The organism is Clostridioides sp. LIBA-6622 (assembly GCF_056716095.1).
Genome location: NZ_CP196998.1, coordinates 879,330 through 896,642, shown reverse-complemented (window position 1 = coordinate 896,642; position 17,313 = coordinate 879,330). Strand labels below are relative to the sequence as shown.

Annotated in this window: 16 protein-coding genes; 2 read left to right on the top strand and 14 right to left on the bottom strand. The window is 31.4% G+C overall.

What is annotated here, in order from left to right; genetic code table 11:
* Nucleotides 1–87 precede the first annotated feature (87 nt).
* Nucleotides 88–1,098 carry a DUF4116 domain-containing protein gene (locus ACTG47_RS04400; protein WP_479926254.1) on the bottom strand — a complete coding sequence of 337 codons (1,011 nt, stop codon included), beginning with the start codon at nt 1,096–1,098 and terminating at the stop codon, nt 88–90.
* A 490-nt stretch (nt 1,099–1,588) separates the two neighbouring features.
* Between ACTG47_RS04400 and ACTG47_RS04395 the strand changes: the two genes are divergently transcribed.
* Entirely contained in the window at nt 1,589–1,936 is a 348-nt protein-coding gene (locus ACTG47_RS04395; RefSeq protein ID WP_254176375.1) for a hypothetical protein, read from the top strand.
* A 160-nt stretch (nt 1,937–2,096) separates the two neighbouring features.
* On the opposite strand, the gene ACTG47_RS04390 is transcribed toward ACTG47_RS04395, so the two are convergent.
* The 11 genes from ACTG47_RS04390 to ACTG47_RS04340 form a co-directional block, all read right to left on the bottom strand.
* A complete protein-coding gene (locus ACTG47_RS04390; RefSeq protein ID WP_479926253.1) occupies nt 2,097–3,470 on the bottom strand; it encodes a sigma-54 interaction domain-containing protein in 1,374 nt (457 codons plus the stop codon).
* A gap of 98 nt (nt 3,471–3,568) precedes the next feature.
* Entirely contained in the window at nt 3,569–4,588 is a 1,020-nt protein-coding gene (locus ACTG47_RS04385; RefSeq protein ID WP_479927064.1) for an electron transfer flavoprotein subunit alpha/FixB family protein, read from the bottom strand.
* Nucleotides 4,589–4,601: 13 nt separating this feature from the next.
* Nucleotides 4,602–5,396, bottom strand: coding sequence for an electron transfer flavoprotein subunit beta (locus ACTG47_RS04380; RefSeq protein WP_479926252.1), 795 nt, complete (start codon nt 5,394–5,396; stop codon nt 4,602–4,604).
* Between the two features lie 10 nt (nt 5,397–5,406).
* Complete coding sequence (gene acrC / locus ACTG47_RS04375) at nt 5,407–6,549, bottom strand: acryloyl-CoA reductase (RefSeq protein WP_479926251.1); 1,143 nt, start codon at nt 6,547–6,549, stop codon at nt 5,407–5,409.
* An 18-nt stretch (nt 6,550–6,567) separates the two neighbouring features.
* On the bottom strand, nt 6,568–7,800 hold the full coding sequence (locus ACTG47_RS04370; RefSeq protein ID WP_479926250.1) for a CaiB/BaiF CoA transferase family protein: 1,233 nt from the start codon (nt 7,798–7,800) through the stop codon (nt 6,568–6,570).
* 130 nt (nt 7,801–7,930) lie between these two features.
* The gene (locus tag ACTG47_RS04365; RefSeq protein ID WP_479926249.1) at nt 7,931–9,271 is read right to left on the bottom strand and encodes a GntP family permease; all 1,341 of its coding nucleotides are present in this window, start codon (nt 9,269–9,271) and stop codon (nt 7,931–7,933) included.
* Nucleotides 9,272–9,365: 94 nt separating this feature from the next.
* On the bottom strand, nt 9,366–10,160 hold the full coding sequence (locus ACTG47_RS04360; RefSeq protein ID WP_479926248.1) for an enoyl-CoA hydratase-related protein: 795 nt from the start codon (nt 10,158–10,160) through the stop codon (nt 9,366–9,368).
* A gap of 439 nt (nt 10,161–10,599) precedes the next feature.
* Nucleotides 10,600–10,731 (bottom strand): hypothetical protein, encoded by a 132-nt coding sequence (locus ACTG47_RS04355; protein WP_479926247.1) that lies wholly within the window; start codon nt 10,729–10,731, stop codon nt 10,600–10,602.
* Nucleotides 10,718–11,911, bottom strand: coding sequence for a CaiB/BaiF CoA transferase family protein (locus tag ACTG47_RS04350; protein ID WP_479926246.1), 1,194 nt, complete (start codon nt 11,909–11,911; stop codon nt 10,718–10,720). The genes ACTG47_RS04355 and ACTG47_RS04350 overlap by 14 nt, the downstream gene beginning before the upstream one ends.
* A 76-nt stretch (nt 11,912–11,987) precedes the next feature.
* A complete protein-coding gene (locus ACTG47_RS04345) occupies nt 11,988–13,250 on the bottom strand; it encodes an SLC13 family permease (protein WP_169468675.1) in 1,263 nt (420 codons plus the stop codon).
* Nucleotides 13,251–13,296: 46 nt separating this feature from the next.
* Nucleotides 13,297–14,202, bottom strand: coding sequence for a hydroxymethylglutaryl-CoA lyase (locus tag ACTG47_RS04340; protein WP_479926245.1), 906 nt, complete (start codon nt 14,200–14,202; stop codon nt 13,297–13,299).
* A 269-nt stretch (nt 14,203–14,471) separates the two neighbouring features.
* Between ACTG47_RS04340 and ACTG47_RS04335 the strand changes: the two genes are divergently transcribed.
* Entirely contained in the window at nt 14,472–15,476 is a 1,005-nt protein-coding gene (locus ACTG47_RS04335; RefSeq protein ID WP_479926244.1) for a substrate-binding domain-containing protein, read from the top strand.
* Nucleotides 15,477–15,614: 138 nt separating this feature from the next.
* On the opposite strand, the gene ACTG47_RS04330 is transcribed toward ACTG47_RS04335, so the two are convergent.
* Complete coding sequence (locus ACTG47_RS04330; protein ID WP_169468681.1) at nt 15,615–16,337, bottom strand: YebC/PmpR family DNA-binding transcriptional regulator; 723 nt, start codon at nt 16,335–16,337, stop codon at nt 15,615–15,617.
* A gap of 82 nt (nt 16,338–16,419) precedes the next feature.
* Nucleotides 16,420–17,175 carry an NAD(+) synthase gene (gene nadE / locus ACTG47_RS04325; RefSeq protein WP_479926243.1) on the bottom strand — a complete coding sequence of 252 codons (756 nt, stop codon included), beginning with the start codon at nt 17,173–17,175 and terminating at the stop codon, nt 16,420–16,422.
* Nucleotides 17,176–17,313: the final 138 nt, after the last annotated feature.

Below are 17,313 nucleotides of genomic sequence, written 5' to 3'. Positions count from 1 at the left end.
ATAGCACTAATTTTGCTATACTACAAAGAACTAGTCGATTATTTTTTTATTAACTATTCAATTAAAAAAATACCTAAATTTATTGCTTTAAAAGATACCTAAACTCACTTTTAACTTACTTATTTCAATTTCAACTATGTCTGATATATCTTGGAATGACATTCCCCTATCATAAAGTTTTCCTGCAATTTTGATTTTTGCATTTTCTTCTCCCTTTTTAATCAATGCTCTGTTTTCTTTTTCTATTACATTTCTAACATATCGTTTTGCAAAGGGCTCATTATTATCACATAAAATTTTATATTTTTCTTTATTTTCTTTTACAAAACTAAGTGCTCTTTTATCTTGTTTTATAGCTTCTGTACAAATTTCTTCTGTTTGCTCTTTTACAAATTTTAATGCCAATCCATATTGTCTTACCGCCTTTAAACATATACCAATAGTTTGTTCCTTTACAAATTCTAGTGCCATTCCATTTTGTCTTACTGCTCTTAGGCAAATCGTCTCTGTTTGCTCTTTTACAAATTTCAAATCAAGTCCATTCTGTCTCACTGCTTCCATACATATTTCCTCTGTTTGATTTTCTACCCATTTTAGATTATAACTACAATGCTTAACTGCTTCCATGCATATTTTTTCTGTTTGTTTTTTTACCCTAGCTAACCCAAATTCGCTATTTCTTACTGCTTCTATGCAGATTTCTTCTGTTTGCTCTTTTACATATTCCAATGCAGCACCATTTTTTTCAACAGCTCTTAAGCATAATTCTTCTGTTTGGTTTTCTATGTATTTTAATGCGGTTCCATCTTGATTAATGGCTAACATACAAATTTCTTCTGTTGGCTCTTCCACAAATTCTAGCATTCTCCAATCTTGTTTAACTGCCTCTATACATATTTTTTCTGTTTGATTTTGAACACATTTTATTGCATTACAATTTTGTCTAACGGCTTCTAAACATATATCTTCTGTTTGATTTTTTATGTATATTAAATTCAATCCATTTTTTCTTACTATTTCTAAATATTCATCTTCTGTCTTATTATCAAAATCATCATTATCTATTGATTCAAATATATCATTTTTATTTTCTTGCATATTCTAAATTCACCCCTTATAAATTTTATAAAATTCAATAAATTTACTCTCATTTTTATTCTATCAAAGAATATAAAAATTTTTGAGTCTTGTTTTTTTTTGCATAATCATTTGTATGTTAAAAAATAAATTAATTGCTTTAATTCCAGTATACAATACCCAAAATATGTGGTATATTTTAACTATAATATATTTTTATATATTATTGTCAGAATATTTAAAGTTAAATTTATATAGAATATTTTTATTTATATATCACTTATGTTTGGATATATTTTTCTTTTTTCTTTTTTAGTTTTCGGGTTAGTAAGGGGTTAGTAATTTGGGTTTTCATAGGATATTATTTTTACAATTAGTTTTATTTTATCTAATTTATATATCTTATCATTAATAAAACTAAATATGATTTAAATAATTCCTTGAGATAAATTTAATAAAACTTAGAATCCTTGTCTAAGCTTAAAATACTAAAATTATTGGGAGGATATAAATGATGGACCAAATTAAACGCTTACAGGAATTGCAACAAAAATCATACTTGACTAAAGAAGAATTTGAGGAATTAAAAAACAGCACATATATTGAAAAATTTGAATTAAGAGATGAATGTGATAACTCTTATATTTATACATTTTATACTAATGACAAATGTAATGATATAAAATTTATAAAGTCACAATTTATTGTTACACTTATAAAAGGCGGTTTCTTATGTGAGTGTGGCGGTGTATTTAGACAAAAGAAAATAGTTGATGAATATGATTACGGATATAATGCTATATATAGATGTGATTCTTGTGGAAAAGAACTTGATAAAGAAGTAGAAAATTATGATTAAATAACAACCTATTCAAAATAGCTTTTGTAAATACTAGATAAAAGTCACTCTGAATTTGAACTATAACCCTCTTAGGAGACAGTTAAAATATGTAAATCTGTCTAAAACTAGGAGGGTTTTGTTATGCCTAAAATAATTGAATCATATTTAAAGATTAAAATTACTTTAATTCAATTTCGTACTTTTTTATTTTCTTATATAAAAGACTTTTATGTATCCCCATAACCTCTGCTGCCTTAGAACATTTCCAATTATACTTTGTTAACACATCAATAATTAAGCTCTTCTCATAATTCTCCACCATTTCATGAATTGAGCAGTTACTATCCACATTACATTGAGCTACTCTGCTGATATTATCCATTTTAGATGGAAGGTCACACATCATAATGACCATATCATCACTTACAGCATAAGCACTTTTTATTACATTTTGTAGTTCTCTTATATTTCCTGGCCAAATATAGTTAATAAAACAATTTTTAACCTTATCACTTAAAACCTTCAATTCCTTATATTCAACATTTAATTTATTTAATATATAATTTGCTAACAATAAAATATCATCTTGTCTGTCCTTTAATTCCATCATATGAATATTTATTACATTTAACCTATAGTATAAATCTTCTCTAAATAATCCCTCTTCAACCATCTTACTTAAATTCTTTCTTGTAGCAGAGATTACTCTTACATCTATTTTTATAGTTTTAAGACCTCCAACTGGTTCTATCTCATTTTCCTGAAGAACTCTTAAAAGTTTTGCTTGCATGGTCAAAGGCATATCACCTATTTCATCCAAGAAGATTGTACCATTATTTGCAACTAGAAATTTACCTTTTTTGCCTCCTTTTTTTGCTCCTGTAAAAGCACCTTCATCATACCCAAACAACTCTGATTCCAATAATTCTTCTGGTATTGCAGCACAGTTTATACTAACCATAGGTTTGTCTGCTCTACTGCTATTATTATGAATTGCTCTAGCAAATACTTCTTTGCCTGTACCTGTTTCCCCCGTTAAAAGTACTGAGAAGTTTGTTTTAGAAGCTTTCATACCTGTTTTCTTAAGTTCTATGAAATCTCTATTTTCACCTATGAGTTTATCAAAACTACATTTATCCTTAAACTGCTCTTTGTAATATTGGAGTTCCATATATTCCGACATTAACTTTTTAGCTACATCAAATGATTGTAATCTAAATTTAACTTGAGCTACCCCTGCAACTACTTCGCCCCTGTCATTTTCTACATAAGATCTGCTTACTATTACACTTTTTTCTTTTGTTTCTCCACCTGAGTAATGGTGTATAGCTCCTTCTTCACAATATTTATCTCTCATAACATCTAACATTTTTGTATTTGGTATAATACTTTGTATATTGTGTCCTATTATATCTTCTTTTGCTTTCCCTAAGAAATCACAATATTTATCATTAATATCTATGATTACTCCATATTTATCTACAACAATAAAACCATCATCAGTCATGGATAATACTCTTGCAAATATATCCTTATACCAGTGCTCTTTCATTGTTTCATCCCTCCACTATAACCTTCAGCAAAAATAATAAGTCTTACAATACAATATTATAAGACTTACCATTCTATATATTCAATGTTTTCTAAAAGTTACCTATTTAATGATTCTATTATTTCAGGTATAATCTCATATAAATCCCCTACAATTCCATAGTCGCATATATTGAAAATAGGTGCTTTTGAATCTTTATTTATGGCAACTATATATTTAGAGTCACTCATCCCTGCTAAGTGTTGTATTGCTCCAGATATACCACATGCAATATACAACTCAGGTCTAACAGTAGTTCCTGTTTGCCCAACTTGATGAGAATGCTCTATCCACCCTGAATCTACTGCTGCTCTTGAAGCTCCAATCTCTGCTCCTAATTTATCAGCCAATTCTTTTATTAGTTCAAATCCTTCTGACCTCTTTAATCCTCTTCCTCCCGAAACTATTATTCTAGCATCAGTTAGATTTATAGATTTCTTTCCTTGGGGAAGTATTTCTAATAATCTAGTTCTAATCATTTTTTCAGTAAGTCCTGGATTAACAACCTCTAAAACTCCAGTTTCTGATTCAGTTCTTATAGCTTTTGCCATAACCCCTGGGCGAACAGTTGACATCTGTGGTCTATTTTTAGGACAAACAATAGTAGCCATTAGATTTCCACCAAATGCTGGTCTTGTTTGTAATAACTTATTATCTGCTGAATCTATTTCAAGTTTTGTACAGTCAGCAGTTAGACCTGTTCCAACTTTACCTGCAATTCTAGGTGCAATATCTCTTCCTATAGAAGTAGCTCCAACTAATACAACCTCTGGCTTTTTTGCTTCAATTAAACCTGCAATTGAAATTGCATATCCATCAGTTGTAAAATCTTTAAGAAGAGGGTCGTTGATATAATATGCTTTATCAACACTATAGTGAAGTAATTCCTTTACTTCTTTCTCTACTTCATATCCAGCTATTACAACTGCAAGCTCTTTTCCTAATTGGTCAGCAAGTTTTCTTCCCTCACCAATAAGTTCTATAGTAACAGGATTAATTTTACCTTCCCTTTGCTCTCCTATTACCCAAACTCCATTATAATCATTTAAATTTATACTTTGATTAACTTTTGCTCTCATCATATTAACACTCCTATACTAGTTTCAAATCGAATAATATTTCTATTAACTTTTCAGCTTTTTCTTTCTTATTTATACCTTCGATTATTTCATTATGTTTATCTTTAACTGGTACAAACGACTTGTAAACATTTGTAGGTGAACCCTTTAATCCAATTTGAGTTGTATCAACATCTAAGTCTGAAAGTGTTAACACAGTAATTTTTTCATCTCCATTATTGTAAGCTTCTAAGATTCCTTTAACACTTGGATATCTTGGATTATTTAACTCTTTTATAGCAGTTAATAAAACTGGCATCTCTGATTCTATTAAATAATCTCCTGTCTCTGTATAACGAGTTACTAGTAGTTTATCATCTTTAACCTTTACTTCTTTTGCATATGTAACCTGTGGTACCCCCAAAAATTCTGCAACCTCTGGTCCAACCTGAGCTGTATCTCCATCTATAGCTTGTCTTCCACAGAATATCACATCATAATTTCCAACCTTCTCTATAGCCGCAGCAATAATTGTAGATGTAGCCCAAGTATCTGAACCACCAAAAGCTCTATCTGAAATTAAATATGCCTCATCAGCCCCCATTGCCAAAGCTTCTTTTAAAGCACTTTTAGCTTGAGGAGGTCCCATACTTATAACTTTAATAACTGCTCCCAGTTCATCTTTTATTTTTAAAGCTTCTTCCAAAGCATTTCTGTCATCTGGATTGATTATACTTGGTACACCATCTCTTATTAGGGTACCTGTCTCTTTATTTATTTTAACTTCATTAGTATCTGGAACTTGCTTTAAACAAACAATTATATTCATACTCTTCCTCCTATCCTAGTACTGCTCTTGAAATAACAACCTTGTGTATTTCTGAAGTACCTTCATAAATTTCTGTTATCTTAGCATCTCTGTACATTCTTTCTAATGGATAATCTTTCATATATCCATATCCTCCATGGATTTGAAGAGCTAGGTTTGTAACTTCTCTTGCAGTACGTGATGCATTGTATTTTGCCATGGCAGCTTCTTTAGTGTGTTTTTCTCCTCTAGCCTTCAAGTCTGCAGCATAATATACTAACAACTTTGCTGATTCCACCATAGTAGCCATATCTGCTATATACCATTGAATACCTTGTAAAGCTGAAATTGGCTTACCAAATTGAACTCTTTCTTTAGAATATTTGATACTTTCTTCTAAAGCACCTTCAGCAATTCCTACAGCTTGAGCTCCAACTCCAATTCTTGCCCCATCTAGACAAGTCATAGCTATATTAAAGCCTTTTCCTTCTTTTCCTAATAGGTTACACTTTGGAACCCTACAGTTATCAAATATTAACTCTGCCGTTTCTGAACCATGAATGCCCATTTTTTCTTCAATTTTTCCTATTGAAAAACCTGGAGTACCTTTGTCAACTATGATAGCAGACATTCCCTTTATTCCCTTTGATGGTTCTGTCAATGCAAATATTATTAATGATTCTGCTTGACCTCCACCAGAAATAAAGCACTTAGTCCCATTTAAAACATATTCATCTGTTGTTTCATCAATAATTGCAGTTGTTGCAGCTCTTGCGGCATCTGAACCAGCATTAGGCTCAGTTAAAGCAAAAGCTCCTACACACCCGCCTTCAGCCATCATTGGAAGGTATTTCTTCTTTTGTTCTTCCGTACCAAATTTCAAAATAGCTTGAGCATATATTGTATGTATTGATAATATTGCTGCAGATGATGCACATTTTTTGGCAACCTCATTAACTACAATTACCTTTTCTATATCTGCTCCACCAGAACCACCATATTCCACAGGTGTACCAATACCATTAAATCCTATTTTAGCCATTTTGCTAAAAAGTTCTCTTGGGAAAATGCCAGTTTTATCTGTTTCTGCAGCTATTGGTGCTATTTCATTCTCTGCAAATTCTTTTGCTACTCTTTGAAGCATTAATTGTGCTTCTGTTAATCTAAAATCCATAAAATTTCCTCCTATTTATTAACATACTTCATATGTACCTTTATTAATTGCTACAATTCCAGACTCAATTAGAACTTCTATATCAGAATCACTGTATCCAAGTTCTCTCAATATCTCATCTGAATGTTCTCCTATAAGTGGAGCATCGCAAGTCATATTAACTTCAATATTTCCAAACTTAACTGGAGTAGATGCAAGCATTGTTTTATTTCCATTTTTACTTGTATGTTCATATATATAGTTATTAGCAATAGCCTGTTCATCAGTTACTACATCATTAACATGTTGAATTCTTTCATGAGCTATATCAGCATTAGTAAGTTTTTCCACCATCTCATTTTGAGTAAATTTTGCAAATTCAACATCTAAAATATTAATAAGCTCTGTAGCATTTTTCTTACTTTCTATTGAAGATGCAAATTTTTCTTCTTTTATCAAATCTTCTCTTCCGAATAATCTGCAAAGTTCCTCAAAATATCTTTCATGCTCTAGGATACTTAAAAATATCCACTTTCCATCCTTACAACGATAGGAGTTTATTACTGGAGAAATAGCATTCTTTCTAGTTTTTGGATACTCATCACTAAACTGTGTAGATGCTAGTAAAGATGAGGCATTCCATATTGCTTGTCCAAATAAGGATGCCATTACCTTTTGACCTTTTCCAGTCTTAGCTTGGTGGTATAAGGCTGCACATATACCTCCAGATAAACTACAAGAAGTTGTGGCATCTCCAAAAGCTATAGGTGGGTTTATTGGGCTTGTATCCTTCTCTGCTATATCAAGCATAGCTCCACTCCTTGCCCAAAATGCAACTGTATCAAATCCTGCATTATCCTTAGCAGGTCCAAAATCTCCAAAACCATTTATTTGTCCCCAAATAAGATGTGGATGTTTTTTACTTAATGATTCATAGTCGAGGCCTAGCCTTTTTAATGCCCCTGTTCTATAGCTTGATACAAACACATTTGCTTCACTTAAAAGCTTATCCATAATTTCAATTCCAGCTTCACTCTTAAGATTTATAGACAGGCCTCTTTTATTTGAATTATATGTACTGTAAAAAGGATTATTATAATCATCTATTGGCATTGTCATTGTTGCCCCTGTCTTTCTTCCTGGGTCTCCAAAACTTGGCTCTACCTTAATAACATCAGCACCCCAGTCAGCTAATATTTTAGAAGTTCCTGGACCTGCTACAAAATATGTTAAGTCAATCACCTTAACACCTTCTAATGGTTTATTTAACACTTTCAATTCCTCCTTATACTGTCAATTTGGTATTTTAAATATTGTATTTATAGTATTAAAGCATAAAATTTATTGTGCATATTTTGAAAATTAATCTTACAATATCAAAATATAATTTATATTTTTTCTGTTATGGTAATCCTGGGAACATCGTAAACATAAGAACTGCTACTACAGTTCCAATAATTGGAGTTAAAACAGTTACCCAGAATATTGGCATATAAGCATCCTTATGTGACTCTTTACATAGACCATTTGTTACAGTAACAATATATCCGTTATGAGGAAGTGAATCTAATGCTGCTGATGAAATTGCCATAGTTCTAGTTAATGCCGCCGCAGAGACTCCCTTAGCTAAAAACACTGGTCCAAGAAGTGGAGCTGCAATTCCAAGTCCACCTGAAGCTGAACCACATATACCTGCAATTACTGTAGTCCCAACTGCAGCGCCTGCAATAGGAGGTCCAGGAATACTAGTCATGGCATTAACTATAAAGTCAAAACCAACTGCTGATTTTACAACTGAGCCAAATGCGACTACAGCACAAGTATTACATATTGCTACTACTGTAGTTTTACATGCATCACCAACATGTCCAACGATTTTGGAATTATCTTGATATTTATTTAACAATAAATATACTAATAAAGCTCCAATGAATACTCCTACCTCAATTGGTACTATTGCTTGTCCATTAATTTTCACATTAATTATTAATATTGATACTATTAATGGAATTAACGCAATTATACCATTAGGACCATTTCCTCTCTTAGAATTAGTTGCCGCTACTTCATCAAATATATCTGATTCATGTGCTATAAAATGACCACCATTAGCCTTTTCTTTTGAAACCATTCTATATAAAATGAAGCTTCCAACTACAAACATTACTGCACATGATATAAATCCATTCACTGCACCAGCCATAATATCTGTTCCTAATGTTGAAGCTGGAACAATATTATGAATCTGAGGTGCTCCTGGTGCAACCATAGCAAAAGTTGAACATCCAAAAGTCAAGGCTGCTGGTATAAATCGTCGTGGCAAATCAGCTTCTTTAAAAATTTCTAAAGCTATTGGAAATACTGCAAAACTTACAACGAAAACACTTACTCCTCCATATGCTAATATTCCACAAGCTATTGGAATAGAAAGCAATGCTTTATCCTTCCCAATACATTTTACAATCATCTTAGCAATAGATTTCGCTCCACCAGTAATCTCCATTATTTTTCCCATTAAGGTACCTGTTAGGAAAATAAAGAAGTTTGCCTGAAGAAATCCAACAAATCCTGTCATATAATCCACCTTAAGTGCATTATATACATTTAAATTTCCTGTTATAGCAACTAGTAGTGAACATACAATTGCTATTATAAAAATATTTACTCCCTTCATAACCATTACAACTAGAAGGGATAGGGCTATAATAATCCCTACTAAACTTATAATTACTCCCGCATTCATAAATTAACTCCTTTTAAAATTAAACTATATGTATTTTTTCACGAAATTTAGATTTTGAATATTTTCTACATTTGTTTCAATTTAGTTATAATAGCTACTTATTTTCAAAAACTGGTTTTCTCTTCTCTATAAAAGCATCCATTCCCTCTTGTTTATCTCTTGTAGCAAAAGTTAAACCTGCGATATCCTTCTCTAGTTCAAGAGCATTTTTTAAATCCATATCTATCCCCTTATTAATAACAACTTTTGCATATCTTATTGCTATTGGTGCTTTTTCAACGATTTGGTTCATCATCTTCATTGCCTCTTCTAAAAGTACATCACTTGGAACTACTTTATTAACAAGACCAATTGATTTGGCCTCTTCTGCATTTACTTGCCTTCCTGTAAAAATTAATTCCTTGGCTATCCCAGTTCCAACAAGTCTTGATAATCTTTGAGTTCCGCCAAAACATGGAATAACTCCTAAATTAACTTCTGGTTGTCCAAATACAGCTTTTTCTGATGCAATTCTAATGTCACAACTCATAGCAAGTTCACATCCACCACCTAATGCATATCCATTAACTGCTGCTATTACTATTTTCTCAATGGCTTCAATTTTATCAAAAATTCCTTGGGCATAACCTGCATACTTTCTGCCTTCTTCACTTTTATAGTTTTGCATCTGACGTATATCAGCTCCAGCTACAAAAACTTTCCCCTCTCCAGTAATAATAACTCCTAATATTTCCTCTTTTTCTGATACTACATCAATAACTTGAGATAATTCTCTAAGCGTGTCATTATTAAGAGCATTTAAAGCCTTAGGTCTATTTATAGTAATAATACAGACTTTATCCTTAAGTTCCACCTTAAGATTTTTTAAGCTTTCCATTTCAAATCCCATCGTATTCCCCCCATTATATATTGTTATTTTTTCTACATTTCTTGTTAATATATATTAGCAAGTTCTAAGCCACTTATATTAAATTTCATTATTTTTGTTAAAAAATTGTTTTTTTAATGAAATAAACAAAATATACATAAATTTCACTAAATTTTTAATAGTTTTTAACTTTAAACATGCTAAAATTATAATTCATTAAAGAATTTTTCTTCAATAAAATCCATAAAACAATATTTTTGTCTCATTTTCGAGAAAATACCCGAAAAATCTAGTCTCACTTTTGAGAATATAGTCTCATTTTTGATATTTTACTATATATTTATCCCAATAATATAGATTTCTTAACAAAAATAGAAAAAGCTACAAAGACTTAATGTCTAAATAGCTTTTTCTATCTTAAATACTACTGCTAATTTTAGATTTAACTTACAATGTTGATTTAATCATTTCTTGATATTATTCTAAAATCTTTATGTATATTCATAAATACCTTAACAATAGATACATTGAATTGTTTTATAATTTCATTAATATTATCTCTATGCTTTTCTCTAAAATTAAATAACTCCACTCTCCTTTAAATCATTTATTTTTTCACTATCAAAACCAAGCCAACTACTATAAACCTCTTCATTATTTTCTCCTAAAGATGGTGCTGGTATATTAATTTGAGATTTTGTTGTCATCAGCTTAACTGGATTTCCATTGACTCTCATATCTCCTATAATAGGATGTTTCATGTCTACAATCATTTCCCTTGCTTTTGCAATGTGTTCATCTGTTGTGACATTGCCAAGATTATAAATAGGTGCAGCAGGAACTCCAGCCTCTGAGATTAAATCAACTGCTTCTTTTATTGTATATTTAACAGACCATTTTTCTATTTCTGGTTTAAGAGCCTTATGATGTTCACAACGATTAAGATTTGTTTTAAATCTTTCATCTGTTAAAAGCTCCTCTCTAAAAAGTACTTTTTTACACAATTTTTCAAACAATTTGTCATTACCACAGCCTATTACAAAGTTACCATCACTTGCCTTAAAAGAATCATAAGGATAAGCAGAAGCATATCTATTTCCCATAAGTTCAGGCTGACCTGAATCAAAATATCTTTGTATACCAGTCTCAAGAGATGATACAACTGAATCAACGAGGGAAATATCTACTCTTTGTCCTTTTCCAAATATCTTTCTAGCATTAAGTGCCATAAGTATACCAATAGTTAAATTCATACCTCCTAAGACATCTCCCATAGCATTTCCTACTCTTGTTGGTTCTCCTCCTTCATTTCCTGTTATACTCATAAGTCCACCCATTGCTTGTGCAATAATATCATATCCTGGACGCTCTGAATATGGACCATAACATCCAAAACCTGACACAGCTCCATAAATTATTTGATTATTAACTTTAGACAATTCATCATAACCAAGTCCTAACTTTTCCATTACACCTGGTCTATAATTTTCCACCACGACATCAGCCTCTTTTACCATTTCTAAGAATATATTTTTACCTTCTTCTGATTTAAGATTTAAAGTCACACCTTTCTTATTTCTATTTATATTTGCATAATACAAACTTTCTCCATTTACAAAAGGTCCAAATTTTCTTGTATCATCACCTTTTTTTGGTACTTCTATTTTTATGACCTGTGCCCCAAAATCAGCCAACATCATTGTACAATATGGTCCTGCAAGGACTCTAGTAAGGTCAAGTACTTTTATATTGCTTAATGCTCCTTTTTTCATATCTATACCTCCAATTTATATTATATTACTCAATATTAAAAATTAAGTTTAATAACAAATTCCTCAATTATTGAAATTAATGCATTATATGTGCTATTACATTAAAGAATAAAACTGATACTACTGCAATAACCAGTAATCCAACTGCACTCATAATGAAAAGTTGAACAAACACCTTATTTTGTTCTTCTTTATTGAAATCTTTCTTACTTGACCCCATTGCTGCTAGAATCAATGCACCACCAGTAGAAAGTGGACTTACTCCAGCAAGAGAACCTCCTACACCGACTGCTGCAATAAGTGCTATTGGGTCTACTCCTCCAACTGATTTAGCTATATCAACACACATAGGCATCATAGTTGGATACACTACTGCTAATGCTGAACTTACCATAGACATAAGTCCTGCTGAAATACTCATAATTGGAGTAGCTGTTTTACTATTCATTAATGATGATAATGCATTACTCATCAAGTCAATACCTCCTGCTGCATCTACAATTGTCATCATTGCTCCCACTCCAAGTACCATTACTATTGTACTCCATGGAATTGCCTTAATACATTCTCCATCTTCAGCGATATTGAAAAGAAGAAGTACAGCTGAAACTGAAAAAGCAGCAAGCCCAACATTCATATCGAAAAATATAATAAAAGCAATCATGACTACTATACTTATAAGAGAAATTATTTGCTTTACATTAAACTTTTCTATACTCTTACTATCTATAATATTTATAGGTTTTTTAAGTTTATATCCTTTAAAAATTATGAACAATACTATTGAAAATACAATCGTTGATAAGGTCTGACATGCTAAAATAGTAGGCATAACATTTTCAATTCCGACATTCCCTGCAACAGTTGTTATGATTTGACCTTCAGGAGTAATAGGTGTCATACGACCTGCCATTAATCCACATTCGCCTATAAGTGCAAGCATTACAGGATTATAACCAACAGTTATTGCTACTGGAACAGCCATTGCTGGAATTATCGCAAGTGCTGGAATTGCACCTGGACCTACACCTGCAACAATAAATCCTGCAATAAAAACTGCTATTGGAATAAGCCAAACTCGCTTACCAGAAATAGCAACTATTTTTTCTGCAACTAATTTTAATGCTCCAGTTGAATTTACTATTGCAAAAAGTAGTGTTATTCCAACAAGTGTTGTAAACATTGAGTTACTTATTGCTCCATAAAGCTCTTTTTCATCCATACCAAATATTCTAACTGCTATCACACCAACAGCTAAAGCTAAAATACCCGCATTATTCTTACGTACAAAGGCTAGTACAATAACACCTAAAAACAAAATTAAAGCTATAATATCCATATTATCCTCCCCAAATCAGTTATTTTTTTAATACCCATTTTATTAATTAAGATAATTGACAACTAGAAATTCCAGATTTTATATTTACATGATGACCGCTATATACTCCCTCTACAAAACTCTTTTGATACTTAGATAAGTCGAGAAGTTTGTTAAAATCTACTCCTGTGTCATATCCCATACGCTCAAGCATATACACCAAATCTTCAGTTGCAGTATTACCAGATGCACCAGGTGCAAAAGGGCATCCTCCTAAACCACCAAGTGTAGATTGAACAGTAGTAATACCAGACTCAATAGCAGCAAGAGTATTAACCATCCCCATATTTCTAGTATCATGTATATGTACCTGCAATCTACATTCTGGTAATGCATCAACTAATGCACAAATAGTCTCTCTAACTTGTTTAGGGTCAGCAATACCGATAGTATCAGCTAAGTTCATCTCTCTGACACCGTTTTCCCAAAGGCATTTGCTAAATGCTACCACATCCTCTATCTTTGGTATTCCTTCAAAAGGGCATCCAAACACTGTAGCTATTCCAACACATATATTCATTTCAGGATAAGAATCTATTATTTTTTTGAGTTCAGCAATAGATTCTTCATGAGTTCGATTTATATTTTTCTTATTATGCGTTTCACTCAAGGAGATAACATAAGATATATCTCTTATTCCACTATCCCATGCAAGCTTAGCACCATATAAATTTGGAACTAATGCATAAAGCTTTACATCAGGATAATTTTTTACACAGTAGGTTGCTATTTCTTTTGCATCCTTCATCTGAGGAATGGCTTTTGGACTTACAAATGAACTAATTTCTAATTCTTTAATACCAGCGTTAACAAGACCATCAATAATTTTTAGTTTTTTATCTGTATCTAGGAATTCTTTCAGATTTTGAAATCCATCTCTTGGACCAACTTCAAGTATATTTATTTTACTCATCTCTTTGCCCCCTTTATTTACAGTAACATAACAAGCTAGCATTGTTATGTTATTGCTTAACTTTGCTTAATATTCACTTATTATAAGCTTATTTAAGCACATTATAATCTTATATGTTCAGTTTTGTCAACACAATAAACACATTTTAATATTTATTTATTTTCACTTATTAGGATTTGTATATTGTAGAATATTGTTCTTTGATTAGATGTATGCTAAGATAATAAATGTAAGCAAGTTTAAGCAACTATTCAAGGAGGATTTTTATTATGGCAACAATCAAAGATATTGCAAAAGATTGTGGTCTTTCTTCAGCAACAGTCTCCTATGTTTTAAGTGGTAAAGGAAATGAACGAAGAATTCCACTACATACACAAGATATAGTTTTAAATTCAGCAGATAAGCTCGGATATAAACGCTCTACTCCTAAAGCTCATAATCATATTCAAATAGCGTTTTATTGGCAAGATGCTGGTTTTGAATTGGCCTCAACGAATATATTTCAAGCAATAAACCATGTCATTTCTTTAGAACATTTAGATGTAAACATTATAATACGACCTTATACTGTTGGTCATTTATGTGATGACGAATATCTTTTTTCAAATAATTATTATGATGGTGTTGTTTTGACAGGTATCAATGCTGATGATATAGAATACCTATTGAAAAATAAACCCAAAATTCCTGTAGTTGTTGTAAATCGTGAAATAGAAGGTTTTTCAAGTGTATCTATTGATAATGAAGAGACTGGTCGCATAGCAGCCCTACATGCTATTAAAAATGGGAAAAATGACATAGCTGTTGTATTTAATCCATCTTCATTTACATGTATGACTTTACGAGGTAAATCCTTTTTAAATACATGTGAAGAACATGGAATATATTTACCAGATTCCATATATTATTGTTCTAATAAAATAGATAGTGGATATGATATCGCTCAAAAAATGATTGCAAGAAACTCAATAAAAAAAGTAATCTTTTGTAACCATGATGTAGTCGCTCTTGGTATGATGAACGCATTTAATGAATCAGGAATTGCAATTGGAAATGATGTTCAGATATTTGCAGCAAGCAATGGGCCTTCAAGACTAATGGCAAGAAGTACACCACCATTAACAGTTATAGACTTAAAAATGGAGGAAACAGCAGAACGTAGTCTTCGAATGATTATTGATATTGTTACTGGCAGAATAAGTGGTATTCAACGTCAAGTAATATACCCATCAATCATCTATAGACAATCAAGTCCTGTTCAAGACCTATTATAATATTATTAGTTTTGCAAGATATATTTTTAGTATTTGTAAAACAGTTTTTATAAATATAAAAACACCTCTAAACCATATTTACATATTATTATGCAAACGTGGTTTAGAGGTGTATACATTTCTAAGGCATTAGAATATTTACTCTTCTATTTCCCAGTTATGATATATATCTTGAACATCATCATCTTCTTCAAGCATATCAACTAATTTATTCATCATTTTTAAATGTGCTTCTTCAGTTAATACAGTTGTAGTTTGAGGTATCATCTTTACATCAGCAGATATAAACTCATACCCTTTAGCTTTCAACTCATCACGAACACTAGAAAAATCTTCTGGTGTAGTTATTATTTCATAACCATCTTCTTCTGTTATAAAATCTTCAGCTCCTGCTTCTAATGCAATATCCATCAATTCTTCTTCTGAAATTCCATCTCCTGAACCAACTAATATCTGTCCCTTTTTATCAAACATAAAAGACACACATCCACTAGTTCCTAAGTTTCCTCCATTTTTGTCGAAGTAATATCTTACATTACCAGCAGTTCTGTTTTTGTTGTCAGTTAAAGTTTCTACTATAACTGCAACTCCACCAGGACCATAACCTTCATAAACTATAGTTTCATAGTCATCACCAGCACCTGCTCCAGCACCTTTAGCGATAGCTCTATCTATATTATCATTTGGCATATTATCTGCCTTAGCTTTTTCTATAGCTGTCTTTAAAGCTGCATTATACTCTGGGTCTGCTCCACTTTCTTTAGCAGCAACTGCTATTGCTCTAGCATGTTTAGTAAATATTTTTGCTCTTTGAGCATCTTGTTTACCTTTTCTATTAATTATATTACCTATACGTCCCATATTTCCACTCCTTAATACGTACAATTAGTTATTCTAATTTTTATCACTTGTAAATTTTATCACAAATCTTTAAAATAGTAAATTAGAACTTAGGAGGTTGTGCAGGCGTTTTTCTCTTATGTTCACTTATTCTATGAAGTCTTTCAATTATCTCTTGGTCTCTTTGAGGAACTTCATCTAATTTCCCTTGTAATACAGCATCTATCATATTGTAAGTAGTTCCCATTTCGTTTTCATCTGTTTGACCTTCCCAAAGACCTGCAGAAGGAGCTTTATTTATTAAATCTTCATGAACACCAAGTTCTTTTGCCCAGTCATACACTTCTCCTTTAGTTAAATTTGCAATTGGTAAAATATCAACTCCACCATCACCAAATTTAGTAAAGTATCCTGTGTGTATTTCTGCAGCATTATCTGTACCAACAACTAGATATCCTAGATTGTTAGCAATTGTATAAATAGTACTCATTCTTACTCTGGCTCTTAAATTTGCATCTGTCATCTTTAAATATTCTGCTCTATATAAATGTTTCTCTTTTAAATTTCCTACTACCATGTCTAATATAGCACTTTGTGGCTCTATAAGGTCTAAGTCAAGATATTCTATATCACAACCTTCTATAACCTTAAGTGCATCTTCTCTATCTTGAGGATTACTTTTTATGCTCATTATAACTCCCATAGAGTTTTCTGGAAATGCCTTTTTAATTAAATTAGCAACTACTGCTGAATCAATTCCCCCAGATACACCGACAATTAATCCTTTTGCATTTGCCTCATTAACCTTATTTATAAGCCATTCTACAGTTTTGTCTATTTGTATTTTTATATTTGACATTGTTATCTCCTCTCAAATTTGCTACTTTGTTTTAATATATTATACCATATATTAATATGTTGTTTTAATATGTTTTTTTTTATGCAAAATTAAGTAAACATGAAATATTATATTTAATCTTATTTTATATAAATATAA